This window comes from Dorea sp. 210702-DFI.3.125, from assembly GCF_020560945.1.
GTDB classification, from domain to species: Bacteria; Bacillota; Clostridia; order Lachnospirales; family Lachnospiraceae; genus Dorea; species Dorea formicigenerans.
The window spans coordinates 1-26,275 of record NZ_JAJCNF010000037.1; the positions used below are offsets into that span (position 1 = coordinate 1).

At 41.2% G+C, this 26,275-nt stretch carries 34 protein-coding genes and 3 pseudogenes; 13 read left to right on the top strand and 24 right to left on the bottom strand.

Annotated features, from left to right (window positions below; genetic code table 11):
- The 14 genes and pseudogenes from LI164_RS13865 to LI164_RS13930 form a co-directional block, all read right to left on the bottom strand.
- A partial coding sequence (locus LI164_RS13865; RefSeq protein WP_227087299.1) for a TnpV protein occupies positions 1 to 239 on the bottom strand: 239 nt, incomplete at its 3' end.
- Positions 240 to 395: 156 nt separating this feature from the next.
- The gene (locus LI164_RS13870; RefSeq protein WP_227087286.1) at positions 396 to 1,298 is read right to left on the bottom strand and encodes a conjugal transfer protein; all 903 of its coding nucleotides are present in this window, start codon (positions 1,296 to 1,298) and stop codon (positions 396 to 398) included.
- Positions 1,299 to 1,312: 14 nt separating this feature from the next.
- On the bottom strand, positions 1,313 to 2,320 hold the full coding sequence (locus LI164_RS13875; RefSeq protein ID WP_227087287.1) for a lysozyme family protein: 1,008 nt from the start codon (positions 2,318 to 2,320) through the stop codon (positions 1,313 to 1,315).
- Positions 2,317 to 4,467 carry a type IV secretion system protein gene (locus LI164_RS13880; protein ID WP_227087288.1) on the bottom strand — a complete coding sequence of 717 codons (2,151 nt, stop codon included), beginning with the start codon at positions 4,465 to 4,467 and terminating at the stop codon, positions 2,317 to 2,319. The genes LI164_RS13875 and LI164_RS13880 overlap by 4 nt, the downstream gene beginning before the upstream one ends.
- Positions 4,464 to 6,917, bottom strand: a complete 2,454-nt coding sequence (locus tag LI164_RS13885) for an ATP-binding protein (RefSeq protein ID WP_227087289.1) — start codon at positions 6,915 to 6,917, stop codon at positions 4,464 to 4,466. The genes LI164_RS13880 and LI164_RS13885 overlap by 4 nt, the downstream gene beginning before the upstream one ends.
- On the bottom strand, positions 6,904 to 7,293 hold the full coding sequence (locus LI164_RS13890) for a conjugal transfer protein (protein WP_227087290.1): 390 nt from the start codon (positions 7,291 to 7,293) through the stop codon (positions 6,904 to 6,906). Before LI164_RS13890 ends, LI164_RS13885 begins: the two co-directional genes overlap by 14 nt.
- 112 nt (positions 7,294 to 7,405) lie before the next feature.
- Positions 7,406 to 7,906: an antirestriction protein ArdA gene (locus LI164_RS13895; protein WP_217746600.1), complete on the bottom strand. Its 501-nt coding sequence runs from the start codon at positions 7,904 to 7,906 to the stop codon at positions 7,406 to 7,408.
- Between the two features lie 20 nt (positions 7,907 to 7,926).
- Positions 7,927 to 8,322, bottom strand: coding sequence for a hypothetical protein (locus LI164_RS13900; protein WP_227087291.1), 396 nt, complete (start codon positions 8,320 to 8,322; stop codon positions 7,927 to 7,929).
- 15 nt (positions 8,323 to 8,337) lie between these two features.
- The gene (locus tag LI164_RS13905; RefSeq protein WP_227087292.1) at positions 8,338 to 8,829 is read right to left on the bottom strand and encodes an antirestriction protein ArdA; all 492 of its coding nucleotides are present in this window, start codon (positions 8,827 to 8,829) and stop codon (positions 8,338 to 8,340) included.
- Positions 8,830 to 8,912: 83 nt separating this feature from the next.
- On the bottom strand, positions 8,913 to 9,440 hold the full coding sequence (locus LI164_RS13910) for a YcxB family protein (RefSeq protein ID WP_227087293.1): 528 nt from the start codon (positions 9,438 to 9,440) through the stop codon (positions 8,913 to 8,915).
- 79 nt (positions 9,441 to 9,519) lie between these two features.
- Positions 9,520 to 9,741: a hypothetical protein gene (locus tag LI164_RS13915; RefSeq protein ID WP_055060385.1), complete on the bottom strand. Its 222-nt coding sequence runs from the start codon at positions 9,739 to 9,741 to the stop codon at positions 9,520 to 9,522.
- Positions 9,741 to 9,872, bottom strand: coding sequence for a DUF3789 domain-containing protein (locus LI164_RS13920; RefSeq protein ID WP_118327217.1), 132 nt, complete (start codon positions 9,870 to 9,872; stop codon positions 9,741 to 9,743). The genes LI164_RS13915 and LI164_RS13920 overlap by 1 nt, the downstream gene beginning before the upstream one ends.
- Positions 9,873 to 9,875: 3 nt before the next feature.
- A pseudogene (gene mobT, locus LI164_RS13925) lies at positions 9,876 to 11,081 on the bottom strand (MobT family relaxase).
- A 247-nt stretch (positions 11,082 to 11,328) separates the two neighbouring features.
- Positions 11,329 to 11,742 (bottom strand): hypothetical protein, encoded by a 414-nt coding sequence (locus tag LI164_RS13930; protein ID WP_227087294.1) that lies wholly within the window; start codon positions 11,740 to 11,742, stop codon positions 11,329 to 11,331.
- Positions 11,743 to 11,849: 107 nt separating this feature from the next.
- Here LI164_RS13930 and LI164_RS13935 point away from each other — a divergent pair, with 107 nt between their 5' ends.
- On the top strand, positions 11,850 to 12,050 hold the full coding sequence (locus tag LI164_RS13935) for a helix-turn-helix transcriptional regulator (protein ID WP_005334884.1): 201 nt from the start codon (positions 11,850 to 11,852) through the stop codon (positions 12,048 to 12,050).
- Here the strand turns inward: LI164_RS13935 and LI164_RS13940 are convergent.
- From LI164_RS13940 to LI164_RS13965, 6 genes are all read right to left on the bottom strand, one after another.
- Positions 12,042 to 13,433 (bottom strand): FtsK/SpoIIIE domain-containing protein, encoded by a 1,392-nt coding sequence (locus LI164_RS13940; RefSeq protein WP_227087295.1) that lies wholly within the window; start codon positions 13,431 to 13,433, stop codon positions 12,042 to 12,044. The two genes, LI164_RS13935 and LI164_RS13940, sit on opposite strands and share 9 nt — an antisense overlap.
- A gap of 103 nt (positions 13,434 to 13,536) precedes the next feature.
- Positions 13,537 to 13,932, bottom strand: a complete 396-nt coding sequence (locus tag LI164_RS13945) for a DUF6483 family protein (protein WP_227087296.1) — start codon at positions 13,930 to 13,932, stop codon at positions 13,537 to 13,539.
- A 76-nt stretch (positions 13,933 to 14,008) separates the two neighbouring features.
- Positions 14,009 to 14,428 (bottom strand): nuclear transport factor 2 family protein, encoded by a 420-nt coding sequence (locus LI164_RS13950; RefSeq protein ID WP_006573504.1) that lies wholly within the window; start codon positions 14,426 to 14,428, stop codon positions 14,009 to 14,011.
- Between the two features lie 87 nt (positions 14,429 to 14,515).
- Positions 14,516 to 14,899 carry a YdcP family protein gene (locus LI164_RS13955; RefSeq protein ID WP_117605759.1) on the bottom strand — a complete coding sequence of 128 codons (384 nt, stop codon included), beginning with the start codon at positions 14,897 to 14,899 and terminating at the stop codon, positions 14,516 to 14,518.
- Between the two features lie 15 nt (positions 14,900 to 14,914).
- Positions 14,915 to 15,238 carry a YdcP family protein gene (locus LI164_RS13960; protein ID WP_117605760.1) on the bottom strand — a complete coding sequence of 108 codons (324 nt, stop codon included), beginning with the start codon at positions 15,236 to 15,238 and terminating at the stop codon, positions 14,915 to 14,917.
- A 178-nt stretch (positions 15,239 to 15,416) separates the two neighbouring features.
- Complete coding sequence (locus tag LI164_RS13965; protein ID WP_227087297.1) at positions 15,417 to 18,467, bottom strand: VaFE repeat-containing surface-anchored protein; 3,051 nt, start codon at positions 18,465 to 18,467, stop codon at positions 15,417 to 15,419.
- 585 nt (positions 18,468 to 19,052) lie between these two features.
- Here LI164_RS13965 and LI164_RS16375 point away from each other — a divergent pair.
- The 7 genes and pseudogenes from LI164_RS16375 to LI164_RS13995 form a co-directional block, all read left to right on the top strand.
- Positions 19,053 to 19,235, top strand: a pseudogene (locus tag LI164_RS16375) (chromosome partitioning protein ParB); the annotation flags it as partial.
- Positions 19,236 to 19,442: 207 nt separating this feature from the next.
- Positions 19,443 to 19,571: pseudogene (locus tag LI164_RS16180) on the top strand (TnpV protein); the annotation flags it as partial.
- A gap of 213 nt (positions 19,572 to 19,784) precedes the next feature.
- Complete coding sequence (locus LI164_RS13975) at positions 19,785 to 20,114, top strand: DUF6442 family protein (protein WP_005608366.1); 330 nt, start codon at positions 19,785 to 19,787, stop codon at positions 20,112 to 20,114.
- Entirely contained in the window at positions 20,111 to 20,317 is a 207-nt protein-coding gene (locus LI164_RS13980; protein ID WP_003865061.1) for a helix-turn-helix transcriptional regulator, read from the top strand. Before LI164_RS13975 ends, LI164_RS13980 begins: the two co-directional genes overlap by 4 nt.
- Positions 20,318 to 20,326: 9 nt before the next feature.
- The gene (locus LI164_RS13985; protein WP_008121271.1) at positions 20,327 to 20,629 is read left to right on the top strand and encodes a hypothetical protein; all 303 of its coding nucleotides are present in this window, start codon (positions 20,327 to 20,329) and stop codon (positions 20,627 to 20,629) included.
- Between the two features lie 19 nt (positions 20,630 to 20,648).
- Positions 20,649 to 21,446 carry a YhfC family intramembrane metalloprotease gene (locus LI164_RS13990; RefSeq protein ID WP_227087298.1) on the top strand — a complete coding sequence of 266 codons (798 nt, stop codon included), beginning with the start codon at positions 20,649 to 20,651 and terminating at the stop codon, positions 21,444 to 21,446.
- A gap of 78 nt (positions 21,447 to 21,524) precedes the next feature.
- Positions 21,525 to 21,725 carry a PC4/YdbC family ssDNA-binding protein gene (locus LI164_RS13995; protein WP_227087301.1) on the top strand — a complete coding sequence of 67 codons (201 nt, stop codon included), beginning with the start codon at positions 21,525 to 21,527 and terminating at the stop codon, positions 21,723 to 21,725.
- A 67-nt stretch (positions 21,726 to 21,792) separates the two neighbouring features.
- On the opposite strand, the gene LI164_RS14000 is transcribed toward LI164_RS13995, so the two are convergent.
- Genes LI164_RS14000 through mobC form a run of 4 tightly spaced genes read right to left on the bottom strand, consistent with a single transcriptional unit; the run spans position 21,793 to position 23,343 of the window.
- A complete protein-coding gene (locus LI164_RS14000) occupies positions 21,793 to 22,071 on the bottom strand; it encodes a helix-turn-helix domain-containing protein (protein ID WP_005334794.1) in 279 nt (92 codons plus the stop codon).
- A 4-nt stretch (positions 22,072 to 22,075) separates the two neighbouring features.
- The gene (locus LI164_RS14005; RefSeq protein WP_117606942.1) at positions 22,076 to 22,489 is read right to left on the bottom strand and encodes a dUTP diphosphatase; all 414 of its coding nucleotides are present in this window, start codon (positions 22,487 to 22,489) and stop codon (positions 22,076 to 22,078) included.
- Positions 22,479 to 22,979 carry an FAD-dependent thymidylate synthase gene (locus LI164_RS14010; RefSeq protein ID WP_117606943.1) on the bottom strand — a complete coding sequence of 167 codons (501 nt, stop codon included), beginning with the start codon at positions 22,977 to 22,979 and terminating at the stop codon, positions 22,479 to 22,481. Before LI164_RS14010 ends, LI164_RS14005 begins: the two co-directional genes overlap by 11 nt.
- On the bottom strand, positions 22,957 to 23,343 hold the full coding sequence (mobC, locus tag LI164_RS14015) for a plasmid mobilization relaxosome protein MobC (protein ID WP_005349819.1): 387 nt from the start codon (positions 23,341 to 23,343) through the stop codon (positions 22,957 to 22,959). The genes LI164_RS14010 and mobC overlap by 23 nt, the downstream gene beginning before the upstream one ends.
- A gap of 383 nt (positions 23,344 to 23,726) precedes the next feature.
- Here mobC and LI164_RS14020 point away from each other — a divergent pair, with 383 nt between their 5' ends.
- The 5 genes from LI164_RS14020 (at position 23,727) to LI164_RS14040 (ending at position 26,100) form a co-directional block, all read left to right on the top strand.
- Positions 23,727 to 24,152, top strand: coding sequence for a GNAT family N-acetyltransferase (locus tag LI164_RS14020; RefSeq protein ID WP_055053942.1), 426 nt, complete (start codon positions 23,727 to 23,729; stop codon positions 24,150 to 24,152).
- 23 nt (positions 24,153 to 24,175) lie between these two features.
- Complete coding sequence (locus LI164_RS14025) at positions 24,176 to 24,496, top strand: TfoX/Sxy family protein (protein WP_028088277.1); 321 nt, start codon at positions 24,176 to 24,178, stop codon at positions 24,494 to 24,496.
- 49 nt (positions 24,497 to 24,545) lie between these two features.
- Positions 24,546 to 25,178, top strand: coding sequence for a GyrI-like domain-containing protein (locus LI164_RS14030; protein ID WP_055247379.1), 633 nt, complete (start codon positions 24,546 to 24,548; stop codon positions 25,176 to 25,178).
- Between the two features lie 65 nt (positions 25,179 to 25,243).
- Positions 25,244 to 25,621 carry an SdpI family protein gene (locus tag LI164_RS14035; protein WP_003864540.1) on the top strand — a complete coding sequence of 126 codons (378 nt, stop codon included), beginning with the start codon at positions 25,244 to 25,246 and terminating at the stop codon, positions 25,619 to 25,621.
- A 50-nt stretch (positions 25,622 to 25,671) separates the two neighbouring features.
- Positions 25,672 to 26,100, top strand: a complete 429-nt coding sequence (locus LI164_RS14040; protein ID WP_008121327.1) for a hypothetical protein — start codon at positions 25,672 to 25,674, stop codon at positions 26,098 to 26,100.
- The last annotated feature ends 175 nt before the right edge of the window (positions 26,101 to 26,275 follow it).

The window sequence follows — 26,275 nt, forward strand, 5'->3', positions numbered from 1 at the left end:
TGTGCCTGTTTCATACCCTCTATGAGCCTTTCAAAGCGTTCCTGTGCCTGTCTGTTGATGTCGGCAAGGTAGGCGTTTAGCCTGCCGCTTGTAAGAAGATTGGTGTATGTAACTTTACGGTACTGTTTTAGATAATCTAAATGCCGTTGCCCCCAGATGCCTATTGCCTGTTCTTCTTCGGCGGGTACAGTTAAGCACGGTATCAAATAATCCCCTTGCCTTTCGTATTTGCCGCCCAGTTCCTCAAATTACGATTTGTCTTTTTCTTCATTATACACAGTACTTATGCATTTTTCTACATATTTATCGCTTTAGAAATTGCCTTAAGATATTATAATAGATTGCAGAATAGTATAGATTAAATAATAACTTTCCATACTATTCTGCTGTAATATTTATCCTACAATCTTCCAGTTATCGTCCTTATGAAGCACAAGCTCATACTGTGAGATTTGCGTCATTTTCGACTTGTTATCCAGATACTTTACGGACACACTGACCTTGATGTTATCGCCATCTTTGGTAAAGACAGGGTTTACCAGTTCCGAAAATACATAGTCGCCGGATACAGGAGCAAGCACACCGTCTTTGACATAGTAGGCAAGTTCCTTTTCCGTAGCTGTTGGATAGAGCTTAAAGAATGTTTCCAAGAAAGCGGTAGCGTCCTTGACTGTATCGGAACTGACACTGACATCGGCTTCCTGTGCTTTCGGTTCATACTTTGATTTCTGCACTGCCGGAGCAAGTGTCGGATTCTGGGTAATGACCATTGCACCGTCCTTATCCACATGAACGGTCACGGTGTAGTTTTCTGTGACTGCCTGTGTCTGTTCGCCCTCTTTTACCTGCTGATCTACTTCGTAGGCAACGGTAAAATCGTCCGTTCCAGACTGTTCTACATTCCAGACCAGCACATTTGTAACCGTAGCACTGGTTGGTATATCTGTTCTGATGGTATCGGCGTTCAAGTCCTGTAATTCTTTGGTAATGTATTTACTGATTTCTGTTGTCCTTGCTTCAATGGCTTCCTTGCTGGTATCCCATGAGTAGTAGGCTTTCGCAAAGTTCTTGACGAAATTTTCAATACCGTTGGTATCGTTCAATCTTAACTGAATGATTTCTTTTTCATGTACCGTGTGGGTGTCAATGGCGGTAAAGTTCTTATACACACCAAAGCTGGTGCTTGCCAGAAGCACCGCCCACAACAGCAGGACAGATTTCTTATGTGTCCCGACTTTCATGGTACGCACTTTCTTATTCTTAGGTGCTTTCTCTGTTTTTTCTTTCTTCTTAAACATATTTCAAGTCCTTTCTATTGTTTGATTCTTCCGGCACAAATGATGTGCTGTTGCCAGTAGGCAGAGGTCAAATCGGTATAGCCGATTGGATTTCCGGCATGATACATCTGATTGTTTCCGACATAGATTCCTACATGGGTAACATAGTCACTGGTATTGTAGGTGGAATGGAAAAAGACCAAATCGCCAGCCTGTGCCTGTGACAATGGGATATGCTGGGTTGCCTCATACTGTGCCTGTGCGGTTCGTGGCAGGCTAATTCCGGCTTTTCCGTAGCACCACTGGGTAAGACCAGAACAGTCAAAAGAGGTGTTCGGGTTACTGCCACCATAGACATATTTCCAGCCTTGATACTTCAACGCTTCATTCATAACCGCCTGTACCGTTTCGTTACTGAACTGCTTCACGGTCAGATATTGGTTGACCAGCTCCACATAAAACATATTCCCGTAGTTATAACGCCAGCCACCATTTTTACTGACTGCTATCGGGTTCGTATAGGTCACTTTTGTACCGCCGGATTTATTCTTTGCGAAATTCTCTGCAAGGTTGAAGCTGTGCTTTTTCCCGTTCTTCGCCACATAGTCTGCATAGCCACCACCATAGTTGTAAGATTGAATGACCACGTTAATGTCATTCATACCTTTGGCTTTACAGGAAGAAAGCAGGGACGCAAAATATTTACACCCCTGCTTAATGGATTCTTCTGTACTTAATGAGTTTGGCGGTAGTCCCAGACTTTCACTGGACTGCATGACATCGATAGCCGTACCGCCACTTTCCACCTGTATGATGGCAAGCAGGACGTTCACATACTCCGTGATACCGTTTTCTCTGGCGTATTTTTCTACCATCGGCTGATGTTTGAGGACATCGGCTGACAGGTTCATGCCAGAGTAGACGGTTGAATAACTGTTGGAACTGTCGTCATCTTCGCCGGAAATCAGTATCCCGAAAAAGAGGACGATGGAGAAAAGGACAGGAAATATCGTACCTATGATAAGGATACGCTTTAATCTCATTTCTTCCGTCCTTTCTCTGGTTGCTTCGTAACAGTCTTACGATTCTGTTTTTGGTTGACCTGTGTTTTCTGTACCGTAGATTTCTTATGATTGCTGATGGATTCTGCTACGTTTGTCTGGTTTGTTCTGGCAACCGATTTGACCTGTTGTTCCTGTCTGATATTGGTTCGGACAGTTTCTTTTCCAGCCTTGACTTCTGCATTTTTTATCACAGGAGAAGTAGCAGGACGCTTCATATCCGGCTTTATGACCGTATCGGTCTGTGCTGTTTTTGGAACAGGTGTGGCAACAGGGCGTTCATGGCTTCTGGTAGCTCCGGCTGTCGCTGATCCATTCGCATGAACTGTCTGCCTTGCTTCCTGTGCTTTCTGTAATTCCTGCTTTTTCTGTGAGATATTTTCCCTGTGCAGGTTGCGTTTCTGTGTACGCTGTTCCTGTCGGTTTTCCCGTTCTTCCACAACGCCACGCTTAAAGTCCGATACATTATCCTTTGCTTTCTGTTTGGCAGAATAGATAGCATAACCAGCCTGTGTCGGCAGGTCTTTCACATTTTCTTTCAGAGAAGAAGCACTGTCACGGACTTTATTTTTCGTATCCATCACAGTACCCACAGCAGAACCAACACGGCTTCCCACGGAAATATCATTATTCCTTTGTGGTCTGGCTGGCGTATTTTTATGTGTAGAACGAGAGTGATTATAAGCAGAACCAGCGACTGCACCAGCACCAGCTCCGACCATACTTCCTGTACCCACAGCCCTTGCAAGTCGGCGTTCCATACGTCTTGCCCTGTGTCGCATGAACACCATCGGTCTACGGAAAATCCGGCGACCTATCTGCTGGCTGTCATTAGCGTTAAGGCTGAACATACTCATTAGCTCTCCGAGCTTCATGTAGATTCCGGCAAAACAGATTATCTGCAAAAATGCCACCATGAAGAACGGGTAGTCCGTGGAAATGTTGTAGAACATACTGGAAATCGAAAATGCCACGGTCACAATCAGTGTGATTCCGGCTCTTGTCATAATGGCGTTGAACACACGGACAACCGCCTGTTTTGCCATGTTCTCATAAGTCGGTATCATGGACAGTAAGAAGCTGATAGGCAGAAACATGGCATATATGATAAAAAGTATCTGGGAAAATAACATCATGCCGGTAAGCAGGAAGATAAAGATTGTGATACCGAGATTGAAAATGAGCAGGAAGAACACCATGCCAAGACGGTTGACGACCTGTGGAATGGTAAGGTTGTCATTGTCGTTATCCTCAATCTCTGTTTTCACAACATTTTCCCTTGTTTCCCCATCTTCGTCTGACGGGCTGGCAGATACCAGAGCTTCCACACGGTCAGTCCCGATTTCTTCGGTATCGCTGTTCCCAAATTGTAATAACAGCCACGGTTTTTCTACCTGTATCGCAAACAGGCTGTCACGGATAAGGTCTACACTGTCTTTCCCTTTGCTTTGTGAATCGGGGAGCATGATTTTTGTCCCCAAGTCCAGAGAAGCGGTGCTGATGTCCGAACTGAAATCATTGATTTTCTGGATATAGTTGGGAGCATAAGCAATAAAGGACGCAGACACAATGAACACCACCACAAAGTTGATAACAGCGTGAAGTGCTTTGCTTGTTTCCCGTTTGAGAAGCCCTGTATAGGCGGTGTAAACACCTACAATCAGAATGATAATGAGCAGGAATCCCACATAGAATCCACTGCTGGAAAATCCATGTTCGGTTACTCCGGCAAGTGTCTGGATACTTTTCCCGATACTGTCTGCCATATCATTGATAAAGTCCAGCTTATACGCCTGTTGCACCACATATCCTGTGGCATTGCTAAGATACAGGCTGATTGTCCAGACAAAATTTGTGATACAGTAAAGCCCGTACTGCACTGATTTCCCAATGCCGTCCAGCCAGTTCCACGGAAGCCATGACCAGCTATTGTCCACATAGAAATCAAGCTGATAGTTGGAAAGCGGATACTTTGAATATAGGTTGTCTGCATTGACCGTATCATCGACCAGTCCAGACGCATGAGCTACCGTCCCAAGCAGGGACAGCAGTACCAGTGTGACGGTCACGGAAAGCAGAACCAGTTTCAGTACATGGAATACCTTTTCTTTTGTGACAGATTTCATCATTCCAAATCCACCTCACTTTTTATCGGCGGTCTGGTATCAAAGGCATGGAGCAGTTCTACAAAAACAGGGTGTATCTGTACCACGCCGACACGCCCGTATAAATCCTGCATTAAGCATTGTCCGTTCTCCAAATCCCTCAACCGTTTCTGGTTGTTTTCGTCCTCACTGTCCAGTCCGAAAAACTCTAAGGTCTGTTTGATTTCATTGGTATCTGTGGAGCGGAACGCAAACTTTAAACCGATGTTATTTTTTAGGCTTTCTTTCGATACGTCCCCAGAGGATTGTGTCACGAAATAAACTCCGGCGTTCATGGCTCTACCAGCACGCACCAGTTTATTTGAGAGTGTTTCGCCCTGTGCCACATTTAAGAACGCCCATGCTTCATCAAGGTCTACAATCTTAAAAATGCTTCGGTCTGAATGGATAAAGTCTAAGGCAAAAGTAGATATTACAATCAACATTGCCACCGATAATAATTCAATGGTCGTGTATTCGTCAAAAGTAGTATCTTTATCCGGCAGAACCAAATCCGCAACCTGTATGATATTGAGCTGGTTATCCAAACTGATAGTATTTTTCGCTGTTCCGTCTGAAAAGAGCAGGTGTGCAAAATCATAATTTGTAAAACTGTCAATATGATTTGCAATGTGGTTTGAAATAGGCGTATTTTCTTTCCGTAATTCTGTGATAACATTTAGCAATCCTCTTTGTTCACTTTCTGATACTTTGCTGATTGCACTGATAAGAACAGGGAACTTGTCTCCATCACGGGTTGAGATACCTGTTAAAAATGTTAAAATTTCTTTTGCCAGTGTAGCTCCGTCCTCTTTATCTTTCATAATTACAAACGGGTCAAGAAGCCCTGCATTTTCCTTGTCGCTGGTAAGATTTACAATGTTGATTTCCTCTGCAATCTCCGGAAGTGTTTCTTTCCAGTTCCCACGCTCACTTTTCGGGTCTAGGATAACTGCCTGTCCACCGAACAGGACGGAATAATACACCAGCAGGTTATTACAGAATGATTTTCCACCACCAAGCGAACCGACAAAAGCAGAAGCCAACGCATTTGTGACCGTACCTTTTACCCCTTGACTGGCAAGGGACGGTTGTAGGTAGACATTTCTTCCCGTATCCACGGAATATCCGATATAGATTCCTGTATTTTCTCCCAACATCTGGGTAGCACCGAAACCAAGTCCGGCTAAAAAGTCGGATTTCACATACTGGATATAATCATTGATATAACGTTTGCTGGCTGGAAGAAACTCTCCATGCAGTCCCATCATATCTCCGGCAGGGCGAACCAGCTTCACATTCAAATCATCGTAAAAGTCCTTGACTTCATCACAACGGCGTTTCAGTTCGTCAAGATCGGGTGCAGACACCCGTATGACGTAACTTAACTTGTACATACTTTCCTTGCTCTGGTCTAAATCTGTTTCCAGTTCATCGACACTGTCCAAGGCTTCCACCACATTTGAACTTGTTTCGTTTCCAGCTTGATAGGCGTGATTATCCAAGTCCTTTAATTCCTTTTTCTTGTTGCGGACAGTGGTTAAGGCTTTCTTATTTCCCACAATCTCAACATTCATGGACGTATCCACAGGGAATGTGAACTGCTGTTGCTGGAAATAAAAGATTTCCGATGATGGGAAGTCCAGTTCTCCGACAATGGCATTGACCGTAAAGTAGGAAACATAGCTTTCGCTGTCCTCATGTTCCAGACGCAAATATCGCTGGCTTTCTTCCATTACACAACGGGTAGGACGGATAAGGTCATAATACTTAATCAGTGTTTCTCTTTTTAATTTTCTTTTTGGCAGAGGATACACATAATCTTCATAAGCTATCCCGTCCCTGCCGTAGAGGTGTTCCATCAGATACGCAAAGTCTTTGGCTTCCAGTCGGCGGATTTTGAACCTACGGGAGATTTTGTTTTCCAGTAATTTCTCCATCTTCACATAACGGTTGATTTCATCATTGCTCATAGAAACAAAGTCGTTCATCAGCGTATGCCTTACCTCATTCAAAAACTCACGGAATGTCAGAAATACCGATTTTTTGATGTTCTTCAGATTGACTTCGTCCTCTGTGACCATGAGCTTGAATCCCAGAAAGAAACGGTAATCTACTTGATTGTCGCCTATCATGGATACAAGGGCTTCGGTCTGGTCGTCTATCTTTTGGATTGCTACCTCACGGAGCTTTCCAGTGACCAGCTTCTTTGACTGTTCCTGTATACTTCGGATTGAACTTTCAGTTGCAATCTGCAACGCATGAATCTTTCCCTCACGGGACTGTGCGATAAGCTGACGGAAGCTGTCATGCACAAGGTATTTCTGTTCTGGGGATAAGAATGAATAATTGTACGGTATCAGCTCATAGTAGGCGAACACCTCATTGTCCTTATTCCAGACAAGGTTATTGTCGATATATTTAATCGGGAACATAGGTCACACTCCTTACTGCCGTGATAGTTTCCTCAAATTTCTGCTTATGCAGGTTCACGGCTTTTCCGGCATAAGTCACTTTGGGACGCAGAGCATACAGCACCATCGTCTTGATGTAACTGTATGGCTTTTTCCCGTCAAAGGTTTTCTGTGACATAAACCATGTGAGGGCAACGGGAATCCCGAAATATTTTAAAAATGCTCCCTCAATCATGGAAAGTGGCGGTACGTTTGCAAACAGAATGATGATAAATTCCGTCAGTACAAACCATGTAATCTGGGTAAAGGTCACAGGGAATGGCAGGTTTACATCATTGATGGCATACAGTACCTTTTCCACGTTCCAGATACTTGTATAACTTCGGATTTTCTTCACTTGTAAATGCTCCTTTCTTCATTTTCATAACAACAGGGACAGCCGGATTTCCCAGACTACCCCAAGAGAAAAGCTGACAGTAGCACCAGTGGCGGTGCTGATCTGCCAGCCCTTAACGCAGTACCTCACAGATACCAGCGTTTGTTGCAATAAATGTCCCCTCTATATCGAGGTCACGCCCGTAGGCTTCATAGTCGATATAGTTCTGTAAAGAGGACGGGATTTCTCCGAGTACCTGTTCTTCATCAATCAGATAGTAGGCTAAATCGGTCATCGTTTCACAGCCGGAATACAGAATGATGTCGTCTTTATGCTCCACCAGTTCTTCCAGACTTCCATAATAGGATACGAAACTGTCCAAGTCGTCCAGCAGGTAATCCGGCAATTCTTCCAACTGCTCATAGATACGGTTCAGTTCTTCGATGGAAATGTATTCGCTAATCTCCATCGGGAAGTTGTCCGTATCATGGATTGCGTATTCTTCATACTCTGCATTTAAGCCGATACGTTCTGCAATCACTTCTTCGTCCAACGGAAAAGAGAACCAGTCCCCGACCAGTTCTCCCTCATTGTACTTGCCAAGATTGGCTATATAGACTTGCATATCATCAATCATAAGCGGTTCACTTCCTTTCACTCATTGTATTCATAAAATCTGCCATGCACACATAAGAAATGTTCTGATGTTTTTTCCATATCTGAACAGTTCCGATGGTATGTAATATTGCAAAGTCCGGCTTCCAGCTCTTGCAGGTTTGGAAACCATTCTCTTTGAATTGCAGGTATATCTTCGGGTGGGATTTCACTCTCCGAAATCGCAAGGCAGATATTGTTTAACAGGTCAAGGTCTGTATCTTGCAGGATTTCAAAAGGAAAATCATAATCACTGATAAGATAACGGTCACTGTCCGGCGGTAAGCCAATGGATTGTTTTAATGCTTCTATGTTGCAGGGAAGTGTAAACCATGCACAGCCTGTATCTTTTTCCTGTTCATCAAGATTGATAACAAATACTTTCATTTCTGCCATAAGCAATACCACCTGTCAAAGTTTGAACATACCGTTGTTGCAGAGAGCATAACGTCCTTTTTCTTCCAGTTCATGGGCGTAGGCTTCCAGATTAAAATATTTCTTTCCTTTTTCGGAAAGAGCAGAAAATTCAATGTTATGCTCCAAGCGGTAACGGGCAACGTCCATGATGTTGTGACACGCTGGATAAAACAGAAATTCTTCGGATTCCTGCAACAAATCCTCAACACCGCCAAAATAAGAAATCAAGTCTTTGTATGCCTGCTGAACTTCTGGCGATAAATCCGTGTAAGCAAAGTATAGCTTGTTTAATCGTCTTACAGAAGTTGTCCTTACAATATCGCCAGCAAAGGGGAGCTTCATATCTGTGATTTGATAGTCTTTGCTGTCAGCTTCCACACCGAGCAGGTCACGGAACAGCTCATAATCAATGGGTAAATCAAACCAGCGAGAGGTTTTATCCTCTGCTGATTTGGTCGTTTCAATCAATACGCTACATTCTTCCATCGTAATTCAGTCCTTTCTTCTAATTTTGAGTATGAAAAAAGCAGTCGATCATAACTGAAAGACTGCTTAACTCTAAAACAATATTAAAGCGTTTCTTCTTTTAAATTCTGACTCAAAAGGGATTTTAACTCTTTTACATCATTTTCAGACAAATCATTTTGATTAACAAGAACCATTTCATTTTTTATTGTTCTGATATATATGTAATTTCTGAAAATCCCCCAACATTTAAAGGCGTTCCAATGATTAGTCCCGTTACCAATATCAGAACTAACTGTAATACCATCGGTATCAAAACAATATTCACGTTTTCCCGAAGTCAGTTTATTATCCATTTTAGAATGAACAATAGTTATTACTTTTTTCTGAAATGTGTTAGCTCCGTTTATGATAATCCAGATAAAGAAAACTGAAAATAATAATCCAATAATACCATAGCCAATACGACTATTCATAAAGCAGAGAATCGTATATATTAACATTATGACAGCCATCACAGACGATAACCCTGTTGCAAATTTACGTTTCTTTACATTTTTATCACTGGCTAAAACGATTTCTTTTAAAATATCTTGTTCTTTCTGTCCGATTTCAATACTGTATCTAACCATAATAAGAATCTCCTTTAAACATTTTAATGATATTAGTATATTACCACAAGTTTGTGTTCAAAATGTGGGATTCTTAATTTTACGCTCCAATAATCTTATTGAATAACTGTAACAATACGTCTTTTACGCCGGATGCATTGAATACAAGACCAACGGCTATTAAGGCAACTACCAAGAATCCGATGAGTTTGGAAAACTCACGCTTAAATCCCAAGTAGATACCGATAACAACAATCGCCATCAGTACAAGGCTCTGTGCGTTGCTTAAAAACCAGTTATAAAGGTTCTGTCCAAAATTCATTATTTCTTTTCTCCTTTCAGTTCCATCATTTTTCTGTCAGACTGTCTGCCAGCCTGTAAAATACACATGGCAATCACGCCAACTGTTCCACCTAAAGAGAAGAGCAGGAAGTCAAATAATAATCGTTGCATTTTTCAATTCTCCTTTTCTAAAATCACATCTTCGGTAGATGTGGTCTGTTGTTCGATTATCTTGTAGTGCTTTTCCGTCAGTTTTGTGGATTTACGGATTTCTTTCAGATAATCAACGCCTGTTTTTGCTGTGATTGTTTCCAGCATTTTAAGTGTCGGGTCAACCTGCCGTTGAATCCAGCGTAGAGTTCTGTCCAGTGTGTAGGGTTCGGGTTTGGTCGTGAGCTTTAACGGCTCTCTGTTTTCCCCGATGAACCACGCCCAGCGGACAGATAATTTCCAGTCGCTCCGTTTCTTGTCTGCTTCCTTATCCACAAAGCGTACATAACGGTTGATAATAGAAAATGCCGTCCGTTCAGCGTCATAGTAAGTCAGCAGGTCACGGACAGCATAATAAGCACGTTCATTTTTCAACCGTATTTCAAATCTGTTTTTTATGGGTGCTTCCTCAATGGGAATCCCAAGTTTGATGTACTGCTCATAGCTTTTTTCATAGACACAGAAGTACACCTCACTTTTCAGTGAACCGATATAAAGCGTATACCCCATACCAGCCTTGTCCTGTTCCTCATGCTTGACCAGTTCGCCGGAAGCATAGGACTTAAAGGAACGGAACACCGATACACATTCCTCATTCCGGCATTTTTCGGTTAGTTCTGGAATATCTAACATTCCCGTATGGTCATTGATGGCAAGGTCAAGGCGTTTCATCACACCACCGTCCACCAGAGCGTCCATAAGAAAATCATACCAGCTCCGTTCCTGTGCCAGCAGATAACTTTCAAACTGGCGACAGCCTTTTCCTTTCAGTTCCAGCAGGACACCTTTTTCTTCATCGGGAGAAGTATATACGAAAATATCTCCGATGTAGTAGTGTTCTGTATAACTGTAATGCCCGAAGTCCTCATGTATCATGTACTGAATATTGAGCTGTAAAATATCTTTGATGATGTGTCCAATATCCAGTGTCGGAAACCGTATCCTCACATAATCAAACAGCATGGTAAGCGGTGCTTCTGGATTGAATTTTTCCAGAGCTTCCAAAAGTTTCACTTTCATTTCTTCTGTGACCGCCACCTTGCCGGATTAGATACGGCTTAAATGTTCACGGCTGATTCCAGCCATGACCGCAAGTTTCGTCTGGGATACACCGTACTGCAAACGTCTGTCTGCAAAATCCTGTATCCACTCTGTATCATTCAGTGCGATACCCCCTTTACGAAAAAACTGTGACATTTTTTATCCGATGTCACAGCAGTAAAAAAAGCTACCAAACGCTTGATTTCAGCCAAGAATCGGTAACTTTTGTGTATGTTTCCTTGTGATTTGTGCCCCTCTGTTAGATACCGAGGGGCTTGATATATGCTGGCGTGGCTACCGCCACACCAGCAAGGCTAGTCCGTACCTGTGGCTTTCGCTTCGCACGCCACCTGTCCGTCCTGCCTTATGTGTGCAATCATTCCATTTCCAGAGTAAATTTTTCTGGATTGTCCACAATATTGTATGAGCCGTCTATCTGGTTCTCCTGCTGATAGGAAAAGCGAAATGCCGAGTTGCCGGATTCAGCGTCTTTCTGGTTCTTGTAGACCGTAACAGAAAGTGCGTGGGGAATCTGAATATCATAACTGAAACGGACACTGTGAAAAGAATTGTCCCTGCATTTTTCAAATATTTGTTCCGCACATTTCTGTTGATCGGTCACGACCAGAGCGTTGAGTATGACCGATACCCGTAGCTCATAATGGTTATCAGAGCCAGAGCCGGACGAAGAAGATACGTCCATCTGCCGTCCCCATTGCAGGTAAGACAGGCTTCCTGCCAAGAGCAGAAGTATAGTGATTGCTATAATTACTGTCCGTTTTCTTATCATTTTAATTTCCTCCATACACCTGTATTACAGTACAAGTGTAGAGCAAAACAGCTTATTTTTCAATACAGCTATATTTATAATTTGATTAAAAGACGAGGTAAACAAAAATGACAGTGTACATGGATTTAGAAAATCTTCTCAAAGAAAAGAATATCAGTAAAAACAAAGTCTGTGAAGCCTGTAATTTACAGAGAACACAGCTTAACAACTACTGCAAAAATAAAGTAACCAGAATCGACTTCTCCATCTTAGCAAAGTTGTGTGAATATCTGGACTGCACACCTAATGACATCTTGAAATTAAAGTAAGGCTTCGGATTGTTCCAGAGCCTTTTTTTCTGTTCTCCTTTCTGCAAGTTCCCCAATCGTACCTAAGAAATCATAGCCTTTGGGTACAAGGGGAGTGTAAAATTCAGATATGACACTTGTTCCCACATCACAGTATCCACGCCCCTTGATTCGCTTCTGGAAAAACTGTTTTTTCACATCACTTCCAAAGAGCATACCGTAGCCGAGTTCACTCATGCGACCAAGCCCCACACGGAAGTTGAAGTTATCTCTGATACCGTCCCCGAAATACTTTGCGTCTGGACGCTGGCAAGCTACAATCAGAAAGTATCCAGCCTGTCTGCCAAGCATGACGATTTTCTTTAACTGGCTTAACAGGGCAGTGCTTTCCTTTGTCGTGAGCATTTCCAAGAACGCCACATATTCATCAAAGATAAGGAACTGTGGAGCAAGTCCCAGATAGGCATAGTTTTCTCCTGTGCGGTAGTTCGGGTGTAGTTTCATTTCTTCCGAGCGTGTGACCATGCCCTCATAAAAGGTATTGATGCAGTCAATCATATCGTCTTTCGTGTGGTAGACATTTCCCATGACCGTTCCCAAGTCTGCAAGGTCAGCGTTCTTCGGGTCAAGAATGTATAAATTCGCATTGGTTCTAAGCAGGGCTTCAATGATGGTCAATAGAAAATATGTCTTTCCACCACCTGTACCACCGCAGATAAGGGCATGGGGAAGTGAATCATATTCCCACACCAGATTTTTCATTAACCGCAGACCGCCGTTTTCGGCAATCACTTCATCAATCGAAATACGATTCGCTATCATATCATAGAGCAGGGTGTATTCGATATATCCGTCATGCAGTGTCTTGTCGGTCAGCTCACAGTACAGCCCCGATTCCAGTTTATCCTCTAAGGACAGGAGCTGTTCTTGATATTTTCCCATTGTGATTTCACACAGGATATGGAGCAAGCCATTGTCCATCTGATAGTAGATTTTGGGAAACCACACGATTTTTTCTCTTGATCTGCTTTGCAGGTCAGTGAAAAAACCGCTGTCTTTGGTATTTTCCGTTTCATACCATTTGTTTTCCAGCACCATGCGAGCCAGTTTTTGTCGGTGGAGCAACCGCTTGATACGGTCATATCCGTAACGGTAGTAGAGAAAAGCAACCAATGCACAAACACCAGTCGCTATCAGAACCGTAATGGAGTTGTAGGCAGTCCAAGTAATTCCGGCATGGAGCAGGTTAAATTCTTTCCAGTCTGTAACAAGAGGCTGTCGCAGGTTCAGTAGCAAGAATACCGCAACAAACAGGAGCAACAGCCAGCCAATACAGAAATGATAGACCAGCGATTTGTCACTGGCACGAATCCTGTTACCTTTAGATTTTTTCCATACGTTCATATAAACTCCTTTCTTTGGACGTAAGAAAAGCAGTCAATCATGTAGACTAACTGCTTTGTGAATATAAATATAAAATTATAAAGGCTGAATTTTTAATTCTGTATTACTCATCATATTTGAGCAAATAAATCAAATCGCTATATCCCGATTTCATAAGTAATTGTTTGAAACCAGAAAGCACTTCTTCTTTTGTATAATTGTTGTTTTCCAAAAACTGATTATCTTTTTCACTAAGGTACTGATAAAAAAGAGCCACCGCCATTACTTCGTTTTTGTTTGTATAGTCAATGCTATCTAAAAGTATGTTCTCTGCTTCGTTAATCTGTCCTAAATCAATCATATTAAGAAAAATTTTCAAATTTTTTCCCGATACTTCATACTTGTTTTCTTTTTCAAGTTCAACAGAAACATACTTTTTCCCAAAGGCTAATGAAAATAATACTCTTACCATTTCTTTTATCATTCGCATGATGTAATCTTTTTCATCAGTAAAATTCATTTTCCCATCTCCTTAAATGTTGGTTTAATTATTTGGAACATATAAGCTAACTTATAAACTTGAATTTATAGTCCTCTCAAAACCAATTTGCTTTTTCTTCTCGAAATACGGGAATATCACTATCTCGATATGGATTGTAATTATGAAGATTGCAACCAAACTCTTTTAATGATTTTATTTTGTTATCCTGTGTCCATACAATTAAAGATATTCCGTCAAATTCTTCAACATTTCCATTATTCATTTTGTTTTTAAAATACCACTCCACGATTGTTTGATTGCCTTGATGAAAAAATTGCTTAATCTCCCAGACAAGAACACTTCCGCGTGTATTCCATTCGTCAAACCAGTGCTTTACCGTTTTGCGGTTTTCATATTTAGGACTCCAACTCTCAGTATATACAACATCATCTGTAAAAATATTGTCAATTCCTAAATCTGCTTTCTTAATCCACATATCAAACCATAATCGGATAATTTTTTCTCTCTCGTTCATAAAGCACCTCCACAACTTCCAATTTGATTTTTTTATATTATATCAATTACATTTGAACAATACAATGAAAATCCATTAGTTACAAACTTATTTCTTCGGCGGTTGCTGGGGAGCATTGTTCTGTGGATTTCCGGTATGAGTTCCTTTGTTCTTCAAAATAATGTCGTCCGCTTTTACATACCAGTCCACATCTGCACCACGGTAATTCGCATTGGCTACCGTATCTGCAACAGGGTTGATAAGTTCCACTTCGGCGTTGTAATCATAATCTTTTAACGGAACAGTCGCCGGAACAGATACCTGTATCATGCGTCCCTGTGTGTTGCATTTTAAATCGTAAGTACGTTCCTTGATTTCCTCACTGACCGTCCCATCTTCATTCTGTACATGAACCTCACGGCGTAATGCGGAGAACTTCAACACTCCGAATGTCTTTTCTTTATCAATGACGATTCCATTTGCTAATCTCATAATCTGAATACCCCCTTATTTACTTTCTGCTGGTAACATATCGTCTGCAAGTAAGATGTAATTGACAAATCCACGTTCCCCGATTTTATAGCCATCGGTAGTGATTCGTGGATTGATAAGTTTTACTTTCTGCTCCGGCAAGAAATGTTTTTCGCCAGCTTTGGCAGGAAGCGTCACAACTACATCATCAGCTCTCTGCACATCGGAATACAGGTTATAGCTTCTGGTAATGACAGCCATACGACCGTTGATTCTCTGCTGTTCCGTAGTATTTTCTCCGGCAAACTCCAAGTTCCCGAATGTCTTTTCCATGTTTGGTACGACAAATCTTAATTCCATAAATGATTGACCTCTTTTCTTTCTGTTTTAGTTTCTTTCCTGCTGTACTTTGTGGGGAGCTACACTCCCCACGCCCCTAGTGGACTTCACGCTCCCGTAAACCAAGTGCTTCACGGGAGCGTGAAGTTGCAAAAAGGGTGGCGACCTTGAACGCTCTACCAACCGCTATATTACCGCCTTATGATTTCTTTCTACGGCGTTTGAAGTAAAGCATACCGCCAAGCCCTACGCAGGAAAGACCGAGCATGGCAAGGTAAGCATAGATATTGGTATTGTCGCCTGTTTTTGGGCTGTCACTTGTCTTAACCGTAGATGGTGTATCCGGCGTGTCAGTATCCTTTGGTGTGTCTGGGACTTCCGGCACTTCCTTGATTGTCACAGTCTGTCCATCGTCTGTGATGTCCTTATGTTCTGTCACTTTCTTTGGTTCGTCTGGATTGGTCATATCGTATAATTCCTCAAATGTAACAAGGCTCTTTCCACCAAGAGAAGAACCATCAAAGGTAAATGAAATCTCAACCGTCATTTTTTCACTGTCGGCTGTAAACTCATAATCATTGGATACTTTCTTTCCATCAATCAGAAGTTCTGCATTTTCCTCTTTTAACATCTGCCAGCCGGAAAGTTTGTATTTTGTTCCAACTTCCAGACCATCTAATGTGACTTTATCCACAATCGTTACATCTTTTCCGGCTTCGATTTCTTTCTTGCCGTTCTTGTCCGTAGCGGTAGTATGGATTTTGATGATACGTTCTGTGATAAGAACCGTCTGTCCATCATCGTTGATGTCTTTATGTTCGGCAACCTTGACAGGCTCTTTCGGATTGCTCATATCGTACAATTCCTCAAATGTAACAAGGTTCTGACCGCCAAGAGCTGAACCATCAAAACTGTAAGTAATCTCAACCGTCATTTTTTCGCTGTCAGCAGTGAATGTGTAATCATTGTCTACACGTTTCCCGTCAATCAGAAGTTCGGCGTTTTCTTCCTTTAACATCTGCCAGCCGAAAAGTTTATATTTTGTTCCAACTTCCAAGCCATCAAGTGTGACTTTGTCCACGATCTTGATGTCCTTTCCGGCAACAATCATTTTTTCGCCTGTTTTCTTGTCGGTCGCTGTGGTATGGATTGTGATTTCTTTTTCGTATTCATCGGTCAGTGTCCCTAAATCTACGGTCACTTTATTTCTGGATACGACTACCTCAAAAGCTGGAATCAGCTTAAACCCGGCGTTGGAATCACACTTTAATTCCTCAATCACATAGGTATCATAGAGTAATGCACCTTTGCTGTCGTCTGGTTCAGATGTCCCAAACCATACACCGTCCTCACTGGATTTTCCGGCATTAGTATTGACCTTATGGGAAGCCCAGCTTGAAGCAGTGGAGAACTGACCGTTGTTGTCAGTAACTACAATATGGGATTCTCCCGTTGTCTTGCTTGTAATTCTGAATGGAACACCTGCAAGACGTTTGTGTGTACCTGCACCGATTTTTACACCCTCAATATCGCCACGTTTAATCTGGTTGTAGATAGAGTGAGATTTGTCGGTCAAGTCCACGATTTTTCCATCTTCCGTGATAGAAAAGTCGATTGTTTTTGCACCGTCTGTCAAGTAGCCCTCTGGTGCTTTGCTTTCTTCTAATCTGTAATTTCCGTAAGGGAGCAGGTCAGCAGAAGTAGAAGCAATTCCGTCAATGCCTGTCTGAATCTTCTTTACCGTTTCATTCTTGCTGTATAATTTTCCCTCAACCAGTACAGGACTGTCATTTAAGGAAATGATGTTAAACTCTGTGTACTGTAAGGTCGCACTTCCCTGTGCTTTGGTATCCTTTGTTTCAAGGTCACGTTTCTGGATTTTCACACCGCCACGGATAACCTTGTCGGATACGGAATATTGGTTGCTTCCAGAAAGTACGGCAAGTTCGCCATCTTCGGAAATCTGTGTAAGGTATGTCCCCTTAATCTGTTCGGAACTTCCGTCAGTCTGCATATATGCACCATCTAATAAGTAGCCGTTTGGTGCTTTTGTTTCTGTGACAGTGAGTGTACCAAGTGGCAGTACATTCTTACCGTCCTGTGTATAGAAGCTGTCGCCGGATACTTTGTAGCTGTCAGCAAGTCTGGATACATAATGGATAGTTCCGGCACTGTCTTTTTCGGCAATGGTTTTGGTTGTCCATGTACGGGTAGCCTTTGCAGGAAGATTGTCTGCATTGTAGTATCCGTCATAATAGCTCCATGTAAACTCTGCACCCTCTAAAGAAGCAGTTCCCTGTGGAGTGGATTTTTCTGTTTCCATGTCGATTTTGAATAAATCAATCAAAGTTTCTGTGACTTTTGGAGTGTCAGCAACAGTTAATGTCGCTGTTTTTCCAACTTCCACATTTAAGGCATGGACAGTAGAATCCAGCTTGTAACCTTTTGGTGCGGAAAGTTCTTTGATGTAAACTGTTCCGGCTTTTACCTCAACTTCTTTGGTATCGCCGTTTCCATCGGCAGTAAGTGTGGCAAGCTGGCTGTTACAGCCCTTATCAGAATAGACACCAAATGTCGCACCCTCAAAGGAATAGTTGGTATTGCCATCTGTGACCGTTGGATTGGAAGAAGTCTTTTTGACCTTTGCATTTCCTACATTTAACTTCGCCCAGAACTGTCCGATGTCCTGTCCTTCGCCAGTATAAATGTAACCGCCACATTCATAGCGTCCCTTATTTGCTTTCACAAATGCTTTCGCACCAGCGTACACTTCATTTTGTATTGTCTGTGAGATTTCATTATAAGAAGCTCTGACATTATCGCATTGCCAGCCAAGCTGTTCGCTCAATCTCTGCCAGACAACACACTGTTCCAGCAAATACTTCTGGTTGTTATTCAGTCCGGTATGAGTAGCGGTATATTGCTTGACGTACTCTAAGGAAAGAGCAACGTCCGCAATCTGATCACTACTCATGCGTGTACTTGCGTCAGACCTTGTTTTATATCCATTCTTGAAATTGGTATTGATGTCCACGCAGTAGGCAGTTTCGCCCTCAACTTTCATGTGTCCCTCATGAAACGTAGATTTGATAGAACCATCATTCATAACGTGTTCAATGTAGCCGACACGTTCTGCTGATTCTGTCCAGTATTGATTGCCGGAAGCATGAACCGCCGTCACTGGTAATGCCGTGAGAATGGTTGCAAAAGCAAGCGTTCCTGTCAGCAATCGCTTTACTAGCTTATTCATATTTTCTCTTTCTCCTTTCGATTTTGGGTATGAAAAAAGACGCTCATTTCTGAACGTCCTTTAACTTAATTAAATTCAACCTAACGGGTATCTTGTTTCCATGTGATAAATGATTTTAAATACGATTGTAACAAATTATCAGTAATTCCCGAAAAAGTGGTTGGTTTGCTAACAGCCTGCTAACACTCTAAAGGATATAATTGAATATTAGAGTTTATTAACAGAGTCGTTGTGCAAGCCCCTTTTCCGCTTTTTGGGGCGTTAAACGTCCCTTACAGGATAATCGAACTACTGCATACTAACCGCCACAGGGAACTCCTAAGCGAGGGGTCGGAGGTTCAAATCCTCTTGGCGACGGGCTTCAAAGCGTTCGTAAATGTTAGCTGGATTAGCTGACAACGAACGCTTTTGTTATTTTCTAATCACGTTCGTGACACAAAATTCCATTCAAAATGATCAATTTCCAGCTAACGCAATCCGATTTTTGTTAGCTGACAGCTAATCAAAATTACCGGTTTGCAAACATGAATTAGCTGAAACAGTATTCAATTCTATTAGCTACAGCTAATGGTCAAACAGTAATGTCTGTTTGGAACTTTTCTAACTAAAAAAGTTCCAGGCAGGCATTTTTTAGTTCCTGAATCCTGGAGGAAAGGAGTCAAGATGACTGAGCCAAACAGACAATCAGGAGAAAACGAAGAAAGAATCATAGAAATTGAGATTGAGCGTCTTCGTCCATTCAAAGAGCATCCGTTTCAAGTGAAAGATCCATAAAGCGACAGAACGAATTATTGAAGAACAGAAAGAACAATCTGAGGATTCATAGAATGCGATTTAAGAGAAAAAAGCCTCATGACCATGCGGAAAAATGAAAGCAAAATACGTTAGCTAATAAAGTGTATAGGCTCAAAAGGGAAAGTGCCCTTTTGGGCCTTTTTTGTGCTTTGCTATAAGTAATACCACAATTAAAGGGCAAAAATAGCGTTTAAGCAGGGTGTAACGGAAGAACTGAAAGCAACGGATATGATGAGATGGATAGGATTGATGAATAACATTCGAGCCTGTGCCGATGAGATTGTATTGAATGATATTGTGTATTCCTAACGGATACCAACCGAAGAAGAACTGCTGTCAAACCGATGGCAGTTTTTCTTTTTCGGCAAGTATTCAAGAAGTCATTAAGTCGTGAGTATAATCGAAGTGGTAGAAAAGTTATCTCTTATATCGGTTGTAACTTTTTTATGACTCTATTGACAAGAAAACTTGGTATGTGTATAATTAAAATATGCAAAGAAAACTTGGCATGGAGGTGTTTTTATGAAAAAGGACGAAATATTAAATGCAAGCAGAAAAGAACATCGCAATAAGGACTTGGCTGAAATGGAAGTGGTATATCAAGCCGGAAGTCACGCAAGCAGAGTTGGTGCTTTAGTGTGTTGTTTGCTTTCGCTGTTATCTTCTGTGCTTGCTCATACTATGATTTACAGTCCGTGGGTTATATACTTCAGCATTATTGCAACACAATGGTTAGTTCGTTTTATCAAAATGAAGCGAAAGAGCGATTTGGTCTTGACTGTTCTGTTTTTTGTGCTTTCCATTTTGGCATTTGTTGGATTTGTTAGCCATCTTTTAGAGGTGAGAATATGAAAGAACAATTACAACTGAAAAATCACTTAAAGGAAGTTCGCACAGAAGCAAATCTTTCTCAAGCTCAGCTTGCAGAAATGGTAGGGGTATCAAGAAATACCATTAGTTCTATTGAAACAGGACAGTTTAATCCAACTGCAAAATTGGCTCTAATTCTTTGTATTGCATTGGACAAAAAATTTGAGGAACTATTCTATTTTTAGGAGGTTATTATGGAAAATATTATAATGTTGATTTTGGGAGTGTTCATATCTGTTGTGGGAATTGTAAATATCAAAGGCAATATCAGCACAATTCACTCTTATAATAGGCGAAAAGTAAAGGAAGAAGATATACCAAAGTATGGAAAAACAGTCGGCACAGGAACGCTGATTATAGGAATATCTCTTGTATTAGGTTTTATTGTTTCGTTTTGGAGTGAAATAATTATAGATTATATCATTCTTCCAGCAGTTATTGTCGGATTAGGCTTTATATTGTATGGACAGTTCAAATACAATAAAGGAATTTTTTGAGAATCAGGGAGGTATAAAGATGGAATTGAACACAATATCAGGTCTGGCGATAGCGGGAGTTATCTGCTCCGTTATCCTCTCGATGGGGGTACCGATTGCTTTGTTCATTGCAGGAAGGGTGAAGCTTAAGGCAAGGATTTCCTCGTTCTTTATCGGAGCAGGAACCTATCTGCTGTTTGCCATGCTGTTGGAGCAGCTGCTGCATGTTCTTGTCATTCAGTTCTGCGGACTGAACGCACAGAGCAGGCCATGGTTTTACTATGTGTACGCGGCTTTGGCTGCAGCGGTTTTTGAAGAGACCGGAAGACTGATTGCCATGAAGTTCTGGATAAAGAAATGGCTGGATTTTCCAAATGCACTGATGTATGGAATCGGGCATGGCGGTGTGGAGGCCATTCTGCTCGGAGGACTCTCCGGAATCAGCAATCTTGTGTCCATGCTGATGATCAACAGCGGAGCCATGCAGAATACGCTGGCGGCACTTCCTGCTGAGTCTGCAAACCAGACCGTGTCACAGCTGTCGGCCCTATGGACAACACCGGCACCACTCTTTTTTGTAAGCGGAATCGAAAGAATCAGTGCCATCATTCTGCATATCGGGTTGTCACTGCTGATCTACCGGGCGGTAAAGGCAGGCAAATGCAGGACAGCGGCTTTTACAGTGGTTCTTGCATATGGGATTCATTTTATCGTGGACTTCTTTGCCGTGGCAGGTCCGGCGCTTCTTCCCATCTATGTGATTGAAATTGGTGTCTTTGTGATGGCAGCCGGAACTCTTGTTATGGCGCTGAAGATGGGAAGGATGGAAGAACTGTGAATTCCAGTTTTCTGCTATCATAAAACAGAATATATCTGACAGAACGCACCGTAGAAATACGGTGTTTTTTGTTACCCAATAGGAATACTTTCAGAAAGTGCCAAAGGTTGGAAAAAAGAATTAAATATGATTTCATGGAATGGAGCTGCAGAAAAATATGATATTCGTGACTGGGTACCAGAACATGAAAAAATGGGAAAAGGAATTACTTTATCTCAAGAAGAGGCAGAAGCTCTGTATGAGTTACTGGGTAAAACTCTAAAAAATAGTTGTAATTAAATAATCCAAAGACGTTTGATTGGGTGAACAGTTAAATGTCTTTGGCTTTCTTCGTAGAAATATAAATTTAATCCAACTCTGCCCCTAACTCATACCTCCAATATTCTGCCGCTTCATACTCTCTAGGTTCTGAGAGTACTGGTACGGTAAAGAGTTCAACCGGAACACCGAGTGTTGATGCGAAGAGTTTCATAAGATCCTCTTTTGGTGTTCGGACATCGCCTTCATATTGAGCAATCCGGACATCAGCACAGCTGTCGGGAAATCCAACAGCTATGCCAAGTTCTTTCTGGGTGAGATGATTTTTCTGTCTTAAGTGTTTTAATTTTCTTCCAAATGTAATCATAGTATTATTCTCCTGTACTTCCAAAAGCCCCGGTTCCTCGTTCATTACCAAGGTCCAGGACAAAATCTGCGATCACGACCGGTGTAATCACCAGCTGACCGACGCGTGTGTCTTTATGAATGATCTGAGAAGATGTGCTCACGTTGCTGATAATAGCATGGATCTCACCACGGTAACCGGAGTCAATCGGTGGAAGTTCGCATACCAGTCCTTTTGCAGCCATGCTGCTTCGTGGAAAGACATATCCGGCAAATCCATCCGGGATGATGAGACCAAATCCAAGCGGAATTCTCGCAACTTCGCCTAGCTTTAATACGCAATCATAAGGCATGAATACATCCGCACCGGCATCATTTTCATGTGGCCGGAAGGGATGATGATCTGCTTTCAGACCAAAGTCAATCAGTTTAATCTTTATGGCTGCTCACCTCCTTCCTGATGAGCAATGGATAATCTGCTTTTAAGATATCTGACGGTATCCAAAATCTTGAAATAGGGGTTTGGCAGGACATCTGTTTTTCCATACAGCTTCCTCTTTGACAGAATGGACCGGTCAGATCCGGTGCAAAAAGGATCGGGCTTAATTTGTACAATCGTTGCCAGATCTGGAGCATTACGATCCTGGTTTCATCCGTATTTCTTCGGCAGGTTCTCTGGCCGATCATATGCTTCCATTGGTAAGGTGTTGCACTGATGATCAGTACGTTTCGAAGGCCCTGAGGTGTAGCATATCCGGCTGAATCATGATCAATGCCTAACCCATCCATGTAAAACTCTTTTCGCAGGATGCTTCGTCCGGATTCATCTACAATCTTTTTCCCGGTTTTTTCATCATGTTCAAACAGAAGGTAATTGATAGCAGCCGAGTAATTAGCATTTCTGCTTTTAATGTGTTTTACGATTGCCATTCATACCACCTGCCAGTTTCAGTACTTCTTTTCTCAATAGGAATAAGTCCGTGATGCACTGATGGATTTCATTTTCTATAGCACGTGACTGACTGCCACCACTGTTAAAATGCTTGGCGATCTGATTGAGGTTCGATCCAATCTTTCCATATTCACTGACCAGTTTCCTGAGATCATTCATGTCTGCAACAACTTCAATTTGGTGATTGATTTGCTTTTCAAGTAGTAGTTTTCTCACATATTCAGAACGAGAAAGTCCTGTAACGTCAGCGGCTTCATTTAATACTGCCAATTCAATATCCGTTAATTTTAATGTGATGATGTTACTCCTCTTGAGATTCTTTTCTTTCTTCTTTGGTGCCATAGTCCTCCTTCTTTTTTGATAAGACATCTTGGATGTGCGATTACACTTTTTAACCGGCTGTCCCTTCCGGTTATATAAAGTGCTGCGACTATCTTTGATAGAGAGCCAACAGATATCTTTGATGTCTGTACGAGGGTATGGGGAATCGGAATCCCCATCAAGAGACTTACCCAGAGGTATGCCGTAGCCATAAAATGGCGATACGGTAATACCTGGGTGGATCTTGCTCTTATTTGTATCCCTCTATATAACGAAACGCTCAGAGGCTGTTTTACAGTGGGGGAAAAGAAAAAATATCAAAAAAATGATGATTAATGGTGAGCTTGTGATAGAATGGAAAAAAGAGAAAAGCATAAAGGATGTAGTTGTGGAGAATATTTGTTATGATTAGAAAGTTGCTGAACGGAGATATCGATAGAGTCGCTGACATATGGTTAAAGACAAATCTGAAAGCACATTATTTTATTTCCAATCAATACTGGAAAAGTAATTATGAATTAGTGAAAGAAATGATGTCACAATACGAAGTTTATGTGTTTGAAGCAGATAAAATGATACAAGGATTTGTAGGACTAAATGATAAATATATAGAAGGTATTTTTGTCTCCGATGAAATGCAGTCATGTGGCATAGGTAAGCTTTTATTAGATTATGTTAAGGATAAAAAAGTTAGCTTACGATTAAATGTATACCAGAAGAATGCCAGAGCAATTTCTTTTTACCAAAGAGAAGGGTTCATTATTCAATGTGAAGGCTTGGATGAAGCTACTGGTGAAAAAGAGTACACTATGCTATGGAAACGAAAATAGAAATCGGAATTTGAGGTGGAAATATTGCATCTAGCAAGGAATACTTAGAGTTTATTTTAGGGCAGCTATCTGAGTTAGAAGAAATTACTTATCGAGCTATGATGGGAGAATTTATTATTTATTATCGTGGCAAGATTGTAGGTGGTATCTATGATGATAGATTACTTGTTAAACCAGTAAAATCAGCAATTAGTTATATGCCGACAGCTCCGTATGAATTACCCTATGAGGGAGCAAAAGAGATGTTGTTGGTAGATGAGGTTGATAATAAGGAATTTTTGACAGGCTTGTTTCATGCAATGTATGATGAATTGCCAGCCCTAAAACCGAAAAAAAAGAAATAAACAATTCCCAGTTTGGAGAATTAAGAAAATCGGAATTTTGGAGGTTATTATGGCTTTTGATTTTAAAAAAGAGTATAAAGAATTCTATATGCCGAAGAACAAACCAGAGATTGTAAATGTACCTAAGGCAAATTATATTGCAGTTAGAGGAAAAGGCAATCCAAATGAAGAAGGCGGAGCATATCAACAAGCAATCAGTGTTCTATATGCTGTTGCATACACATTAAAAATGAGTTACAAGACTGATTATAAAATTGAAGGATTTTTTGAATATGTTGTTCCGCCATTGGAAGGTTTTTGGTGGCAGGATGATGTCGAGAGTGTAGATTATACAAATAAGTCTGCTTTCAGCTGGATTTCTGTTATCCGTTTGCCTGATTTCATTTCTAAAGCTGATTTTGACTGGGCGGTAGAAACAGCAACGAAAAAGAAGAAACTTGATTGTTCGTCAGCAGAGTATCTTACGATTGATGAGGGATTATGCGTTCAAATTATGCATATAGGTTCTTTTGATAATGAGCCAGCAACTGTTGCGCTTATGGATACTTATTTAGAACAAAATGGATATGTTAATGATATTAACAAAGATAGGTTGCACCACGAGATTTATATGTCTGATGCAAGAAAGGTTGCCCCAGAAAAATGGAAAACTGTAATTAGACATCCAATTAAGAAAGCGTAAAATTCCCGTTTATTTGGAAGTCGCAGAGAACGAAAAATCGGAAGTTGTAGTAAAGGAGGTTTACAATGGGGTTTTGGATTTTTATGTTGATTATGGATTTGCTTCTTCCATTTACGATGATTGGTTTTGGAAGATATTTTATGAAAAAGGCTCCAAAGGAAATAAATTCAGTATTTGGATATCGGACTTCGATGTCTATGAAGAACAAAGACACATGGGAATTTGCTCATAAATATTGTGGTAAAGTTTGGTATGTCTGTGGAATGGTTATGTTGCCGATAACAGTAATATTCATGCTTTTAGTAATTGGGAAAAATGAAGATTGTGTTGGGAGTATAGGAGGAATTATCTGTGGTGTTCAACTTATTCCTTTAATTGGATCTATTCTCCCAACAGAAATAGCATTAAAAAAGAATTTTGATAAGAATGGAACAAGACGATAAATTCAAGCTTGTCGAGCTGGAAAATTTGAATTCGTAGGAGGTATCGAAAAATGAATAGGAAAACTATATTCTGTTTTCTGACAGCTTTGATAATGATTTTTGTTCTTGCCGGCTGTGGTGGAAAGAATAGTGGTGGGAATATTGACAATGTTCAAATTCCTGATTGGAAACCATCGGAAATATATTCAGACAGTGATATTGAGGCGGCTTTCCAAACAGTAAAAGACTATTTCGGCAACGAATTTGACGGCTGCACACTGACAAAACTGACCTATCCCGGAGATACATACGCCGATGAATTTTATGAATGGGCTGAACAATATGACGCGGATGAAGCAATCGTAATATTATCATCTTTCGATGTAGACTCATCAGGCGGGGATGGTTCGCTTAATCCGGATTCAACATATGATGATTGGAAATGGATTCTAATTAGGAATGACAGTGGAAATTGGGAACATGTTGACCACGGGTATTAAAGCGACAGATTCAAGTTTGCCAAAATATCTTTCTAACTTTCCCTATTTTACAGGCTTTCCAGCCTGTGCATTAGTGAAACGATATGTATTTTCCCTTATTTTTGCCCTTATGAGATAATTGTAAGGGAAATAAGGGAAAGTTTTATTTAGTCATTGCCTGCCACTTTATCAAGTA

What these genes read in the sequence shown, in the direction of transcription:
- LI164_RS13990 (WP_227087298.1), top strand. Translation starts at nt 20,649, where the DNA reads ATGGAATTGAACACAATATCAGGTCTGGCGATAGCGGGAGTTATCTGC.
- LI164_RS13875 (WP_227087287.1), bottom strand. Translation starts at nt 2,320, where the DNA reads ATGAGATTAAAGCGTATCCTTATCATAGGTACGATATTTCCTGTCCTT.
- LI164_RS13985 (WP_008121271.1), top strand. Translation starts at nt 20,327, where the DNA reads ATGGAAAATATTATAATGTTGATTTTGGGAGTGTTCATATCTGTTGTG.
- LI164_RS14035 (WP_003864540.1), top strand. Translation starts at nt 25,244, where the DNA reads ATGGGGTTTTGGATTTTTATGTTGATTATGGATTTGCTTCTTCCATTT.
- LI164_RS13960 (WP_117605760.1), bottom strand. Translation starts at nt 15,238, where the DNA reads ATGGAATTAAGATTTGTCGTACCAAACATGGAAAAGACATTCGGGAAC.
- LI164_RS13975 (WP_005608366.1), top strand. Translation starts at nt 19,785, where the DNA reads ATGAAAAAGGACGAAATATTAAATGCAAGCAGAAAAGAACATCGCAAT.
- LI164_RS13915 (WP_055060385.1), bottom strand. Translation starts at nt 9,741, where the DNA reads ATGAATTTTGGACAGAACCTTTATAACTGGTTTTTAAGCAACGCACAG.
- LI164_RS13885 (WP_227087289.1), bottom strand. Translation starts at nt 6,917, where the DNA reads ATGTTCCCGATTAAATATATCGACAATAACCTTGTCTGGAATAAGGAC.
- LI164_RS13880 (WP_227087288.1), bottom strand. Translation starts at nt 4,467, where the DNA reads ATGATGAAATCTGTCACAAAAGAAAAGGTATTCCATGTACTGAAACTG.
- LI164_RS13920 (WP_118327217.1), bottom strand. Translation starts at nt 9,872, where the DNA reads ATGCAACGATTATTATTTGACTTCCTGCTCTTCTCTTTAGGTGGAACA.
- LI164_RS13930 (WP_227087294.1), bottom strand. Translation starts at nt 11,742, where the DNA reads ATGATAAGAAAACGGACAGTAATTATAGCAATCACTATACTTCTGCTC.
- LI164_RS13980 (WP_003865061.1), top strand. Translation starts at nt 20,111, where the DNA reads ATGAAAGAACAATTACAACTGAAAAATCACTTAAAGGAAGTTCGCACA.
- LI164_RS13905 (WP_227087292.1), bottom strand. Translation starts at nt 8,829, where the DNA reads ATGGAAGAATGTAGCGTATTGATTGAAACGACCAAATCAGCAGAGGAT.
- mobC (WP_005349819.1), bottom strand. Translation starts at nt 23,343, where the DNA reads ATGGCACCAAAGAAGAAAGAAAAGAATCTCAAGAGGAGTAACATCATC.
- LI164_RS14040 (WP_008121327.1), top strand. Translation starts at nt 25,672, where the DNA reads ATGAATAGGAAAACTATATTCTGTTTTCTGACAGCTTTGATAATGATT.
- LI164_RS13945 (WP_227087296.1), bottom strand. Translation starts at nt 13,932, where the DNA reads ATGAATTTTACTGATGAAAAAGATTACATCATGCGAATGATAAAAGAA.
- LI164_RS14010 (WP_117606943.1), bottom strand. Translation starts at nt 22,979, where the DNA reads ATGGCAATCGTAAAACACATTAAAAGCAGAAATGCTAATTACTCGGCT.
- LI164_RS13950 (WP_006573504.1), bottom strand. Translation starts at nt 14,428, where the DNA reads ATGAACGAGAGAGAAAAAATTATCCGATTATGGTTTGATATGTGGATT.
- LI164_RS13900 (WP_227087291.1), bottom strand. Translation starts at nt 8,322, where the DNA reads ATGGCAGAAATGAAAGTATTTGTTATCAATCTTGATGAACAGGAAAAA.
- LI164_RS14020 (WP_055053942.1), top strand. Translation starts at nt 23,727, where the DNA reads ATGATTAGAAAGTTGCTGAACGGAGATATCGATAGAGTCGCTGACATA.
- LI164_RS13935 (WP_005334884.1), top strand. Translation starts at nt 11,850, where the DNA reads ATGACAGTGTACATGGATTTAGAAAATCTTCTCAAAGAAAAGAATATC.
- LI164_RS13955 (WP_117605759.1), bottom strand. Translation starts at nt 14,899, where the DNA reads ATGAGATTAGCAAATGGAATCGTCATTGATAAAGAAAAGACATTCGGA.
- LI164_RS13870 (WP_227087286.1), bottom strand. Translation starts at nt 1,298, where the DNA reads ATGTTTAAGAAGAAAGAAAAAACAGAGAAAGCACCTAAGAATAAGAAA.
- LI164_RS14000 (WP_005334794.1), bottom strand. Translation starts at nt 22,071, where the DNA reads ATGATTACATTTGGAAGAAAATTAAAACACTTAAGACAGAAAAATCAT.
- LI164_RS14030 (WP_055247379.1), top strand. Translation starts at nt 24,546, where the DNA reads ATGGCTTTTGATTTTAAAAAAGAGTATAAAGAATTCTATATGCCGAAG.
- LI164_RS13910 (WP_227087293.1), bottom strand. Translation starts at nt 9,440, where the DNA reads ATGGTTAGATACAGTATTGAAATCGGACAGAAAGAACAAGATATTTTA.
- LI164_RS13940 (WP_227087295.1), bottom strand. Translation starts at nt 13,433, where the DNA reads ATGAACGTATGGAAAAAATCTAAAGGTAACAGGATTCGTGCCAGTGAC.
- LI164_RS13965 (WP_227087297.1), bottom strand. Translation starts at nt 18,467, where the DNA reads ATGAATAAGCTAGTAAAGCGATTGCTGACAGGAACGCTTGCTTTTGCA.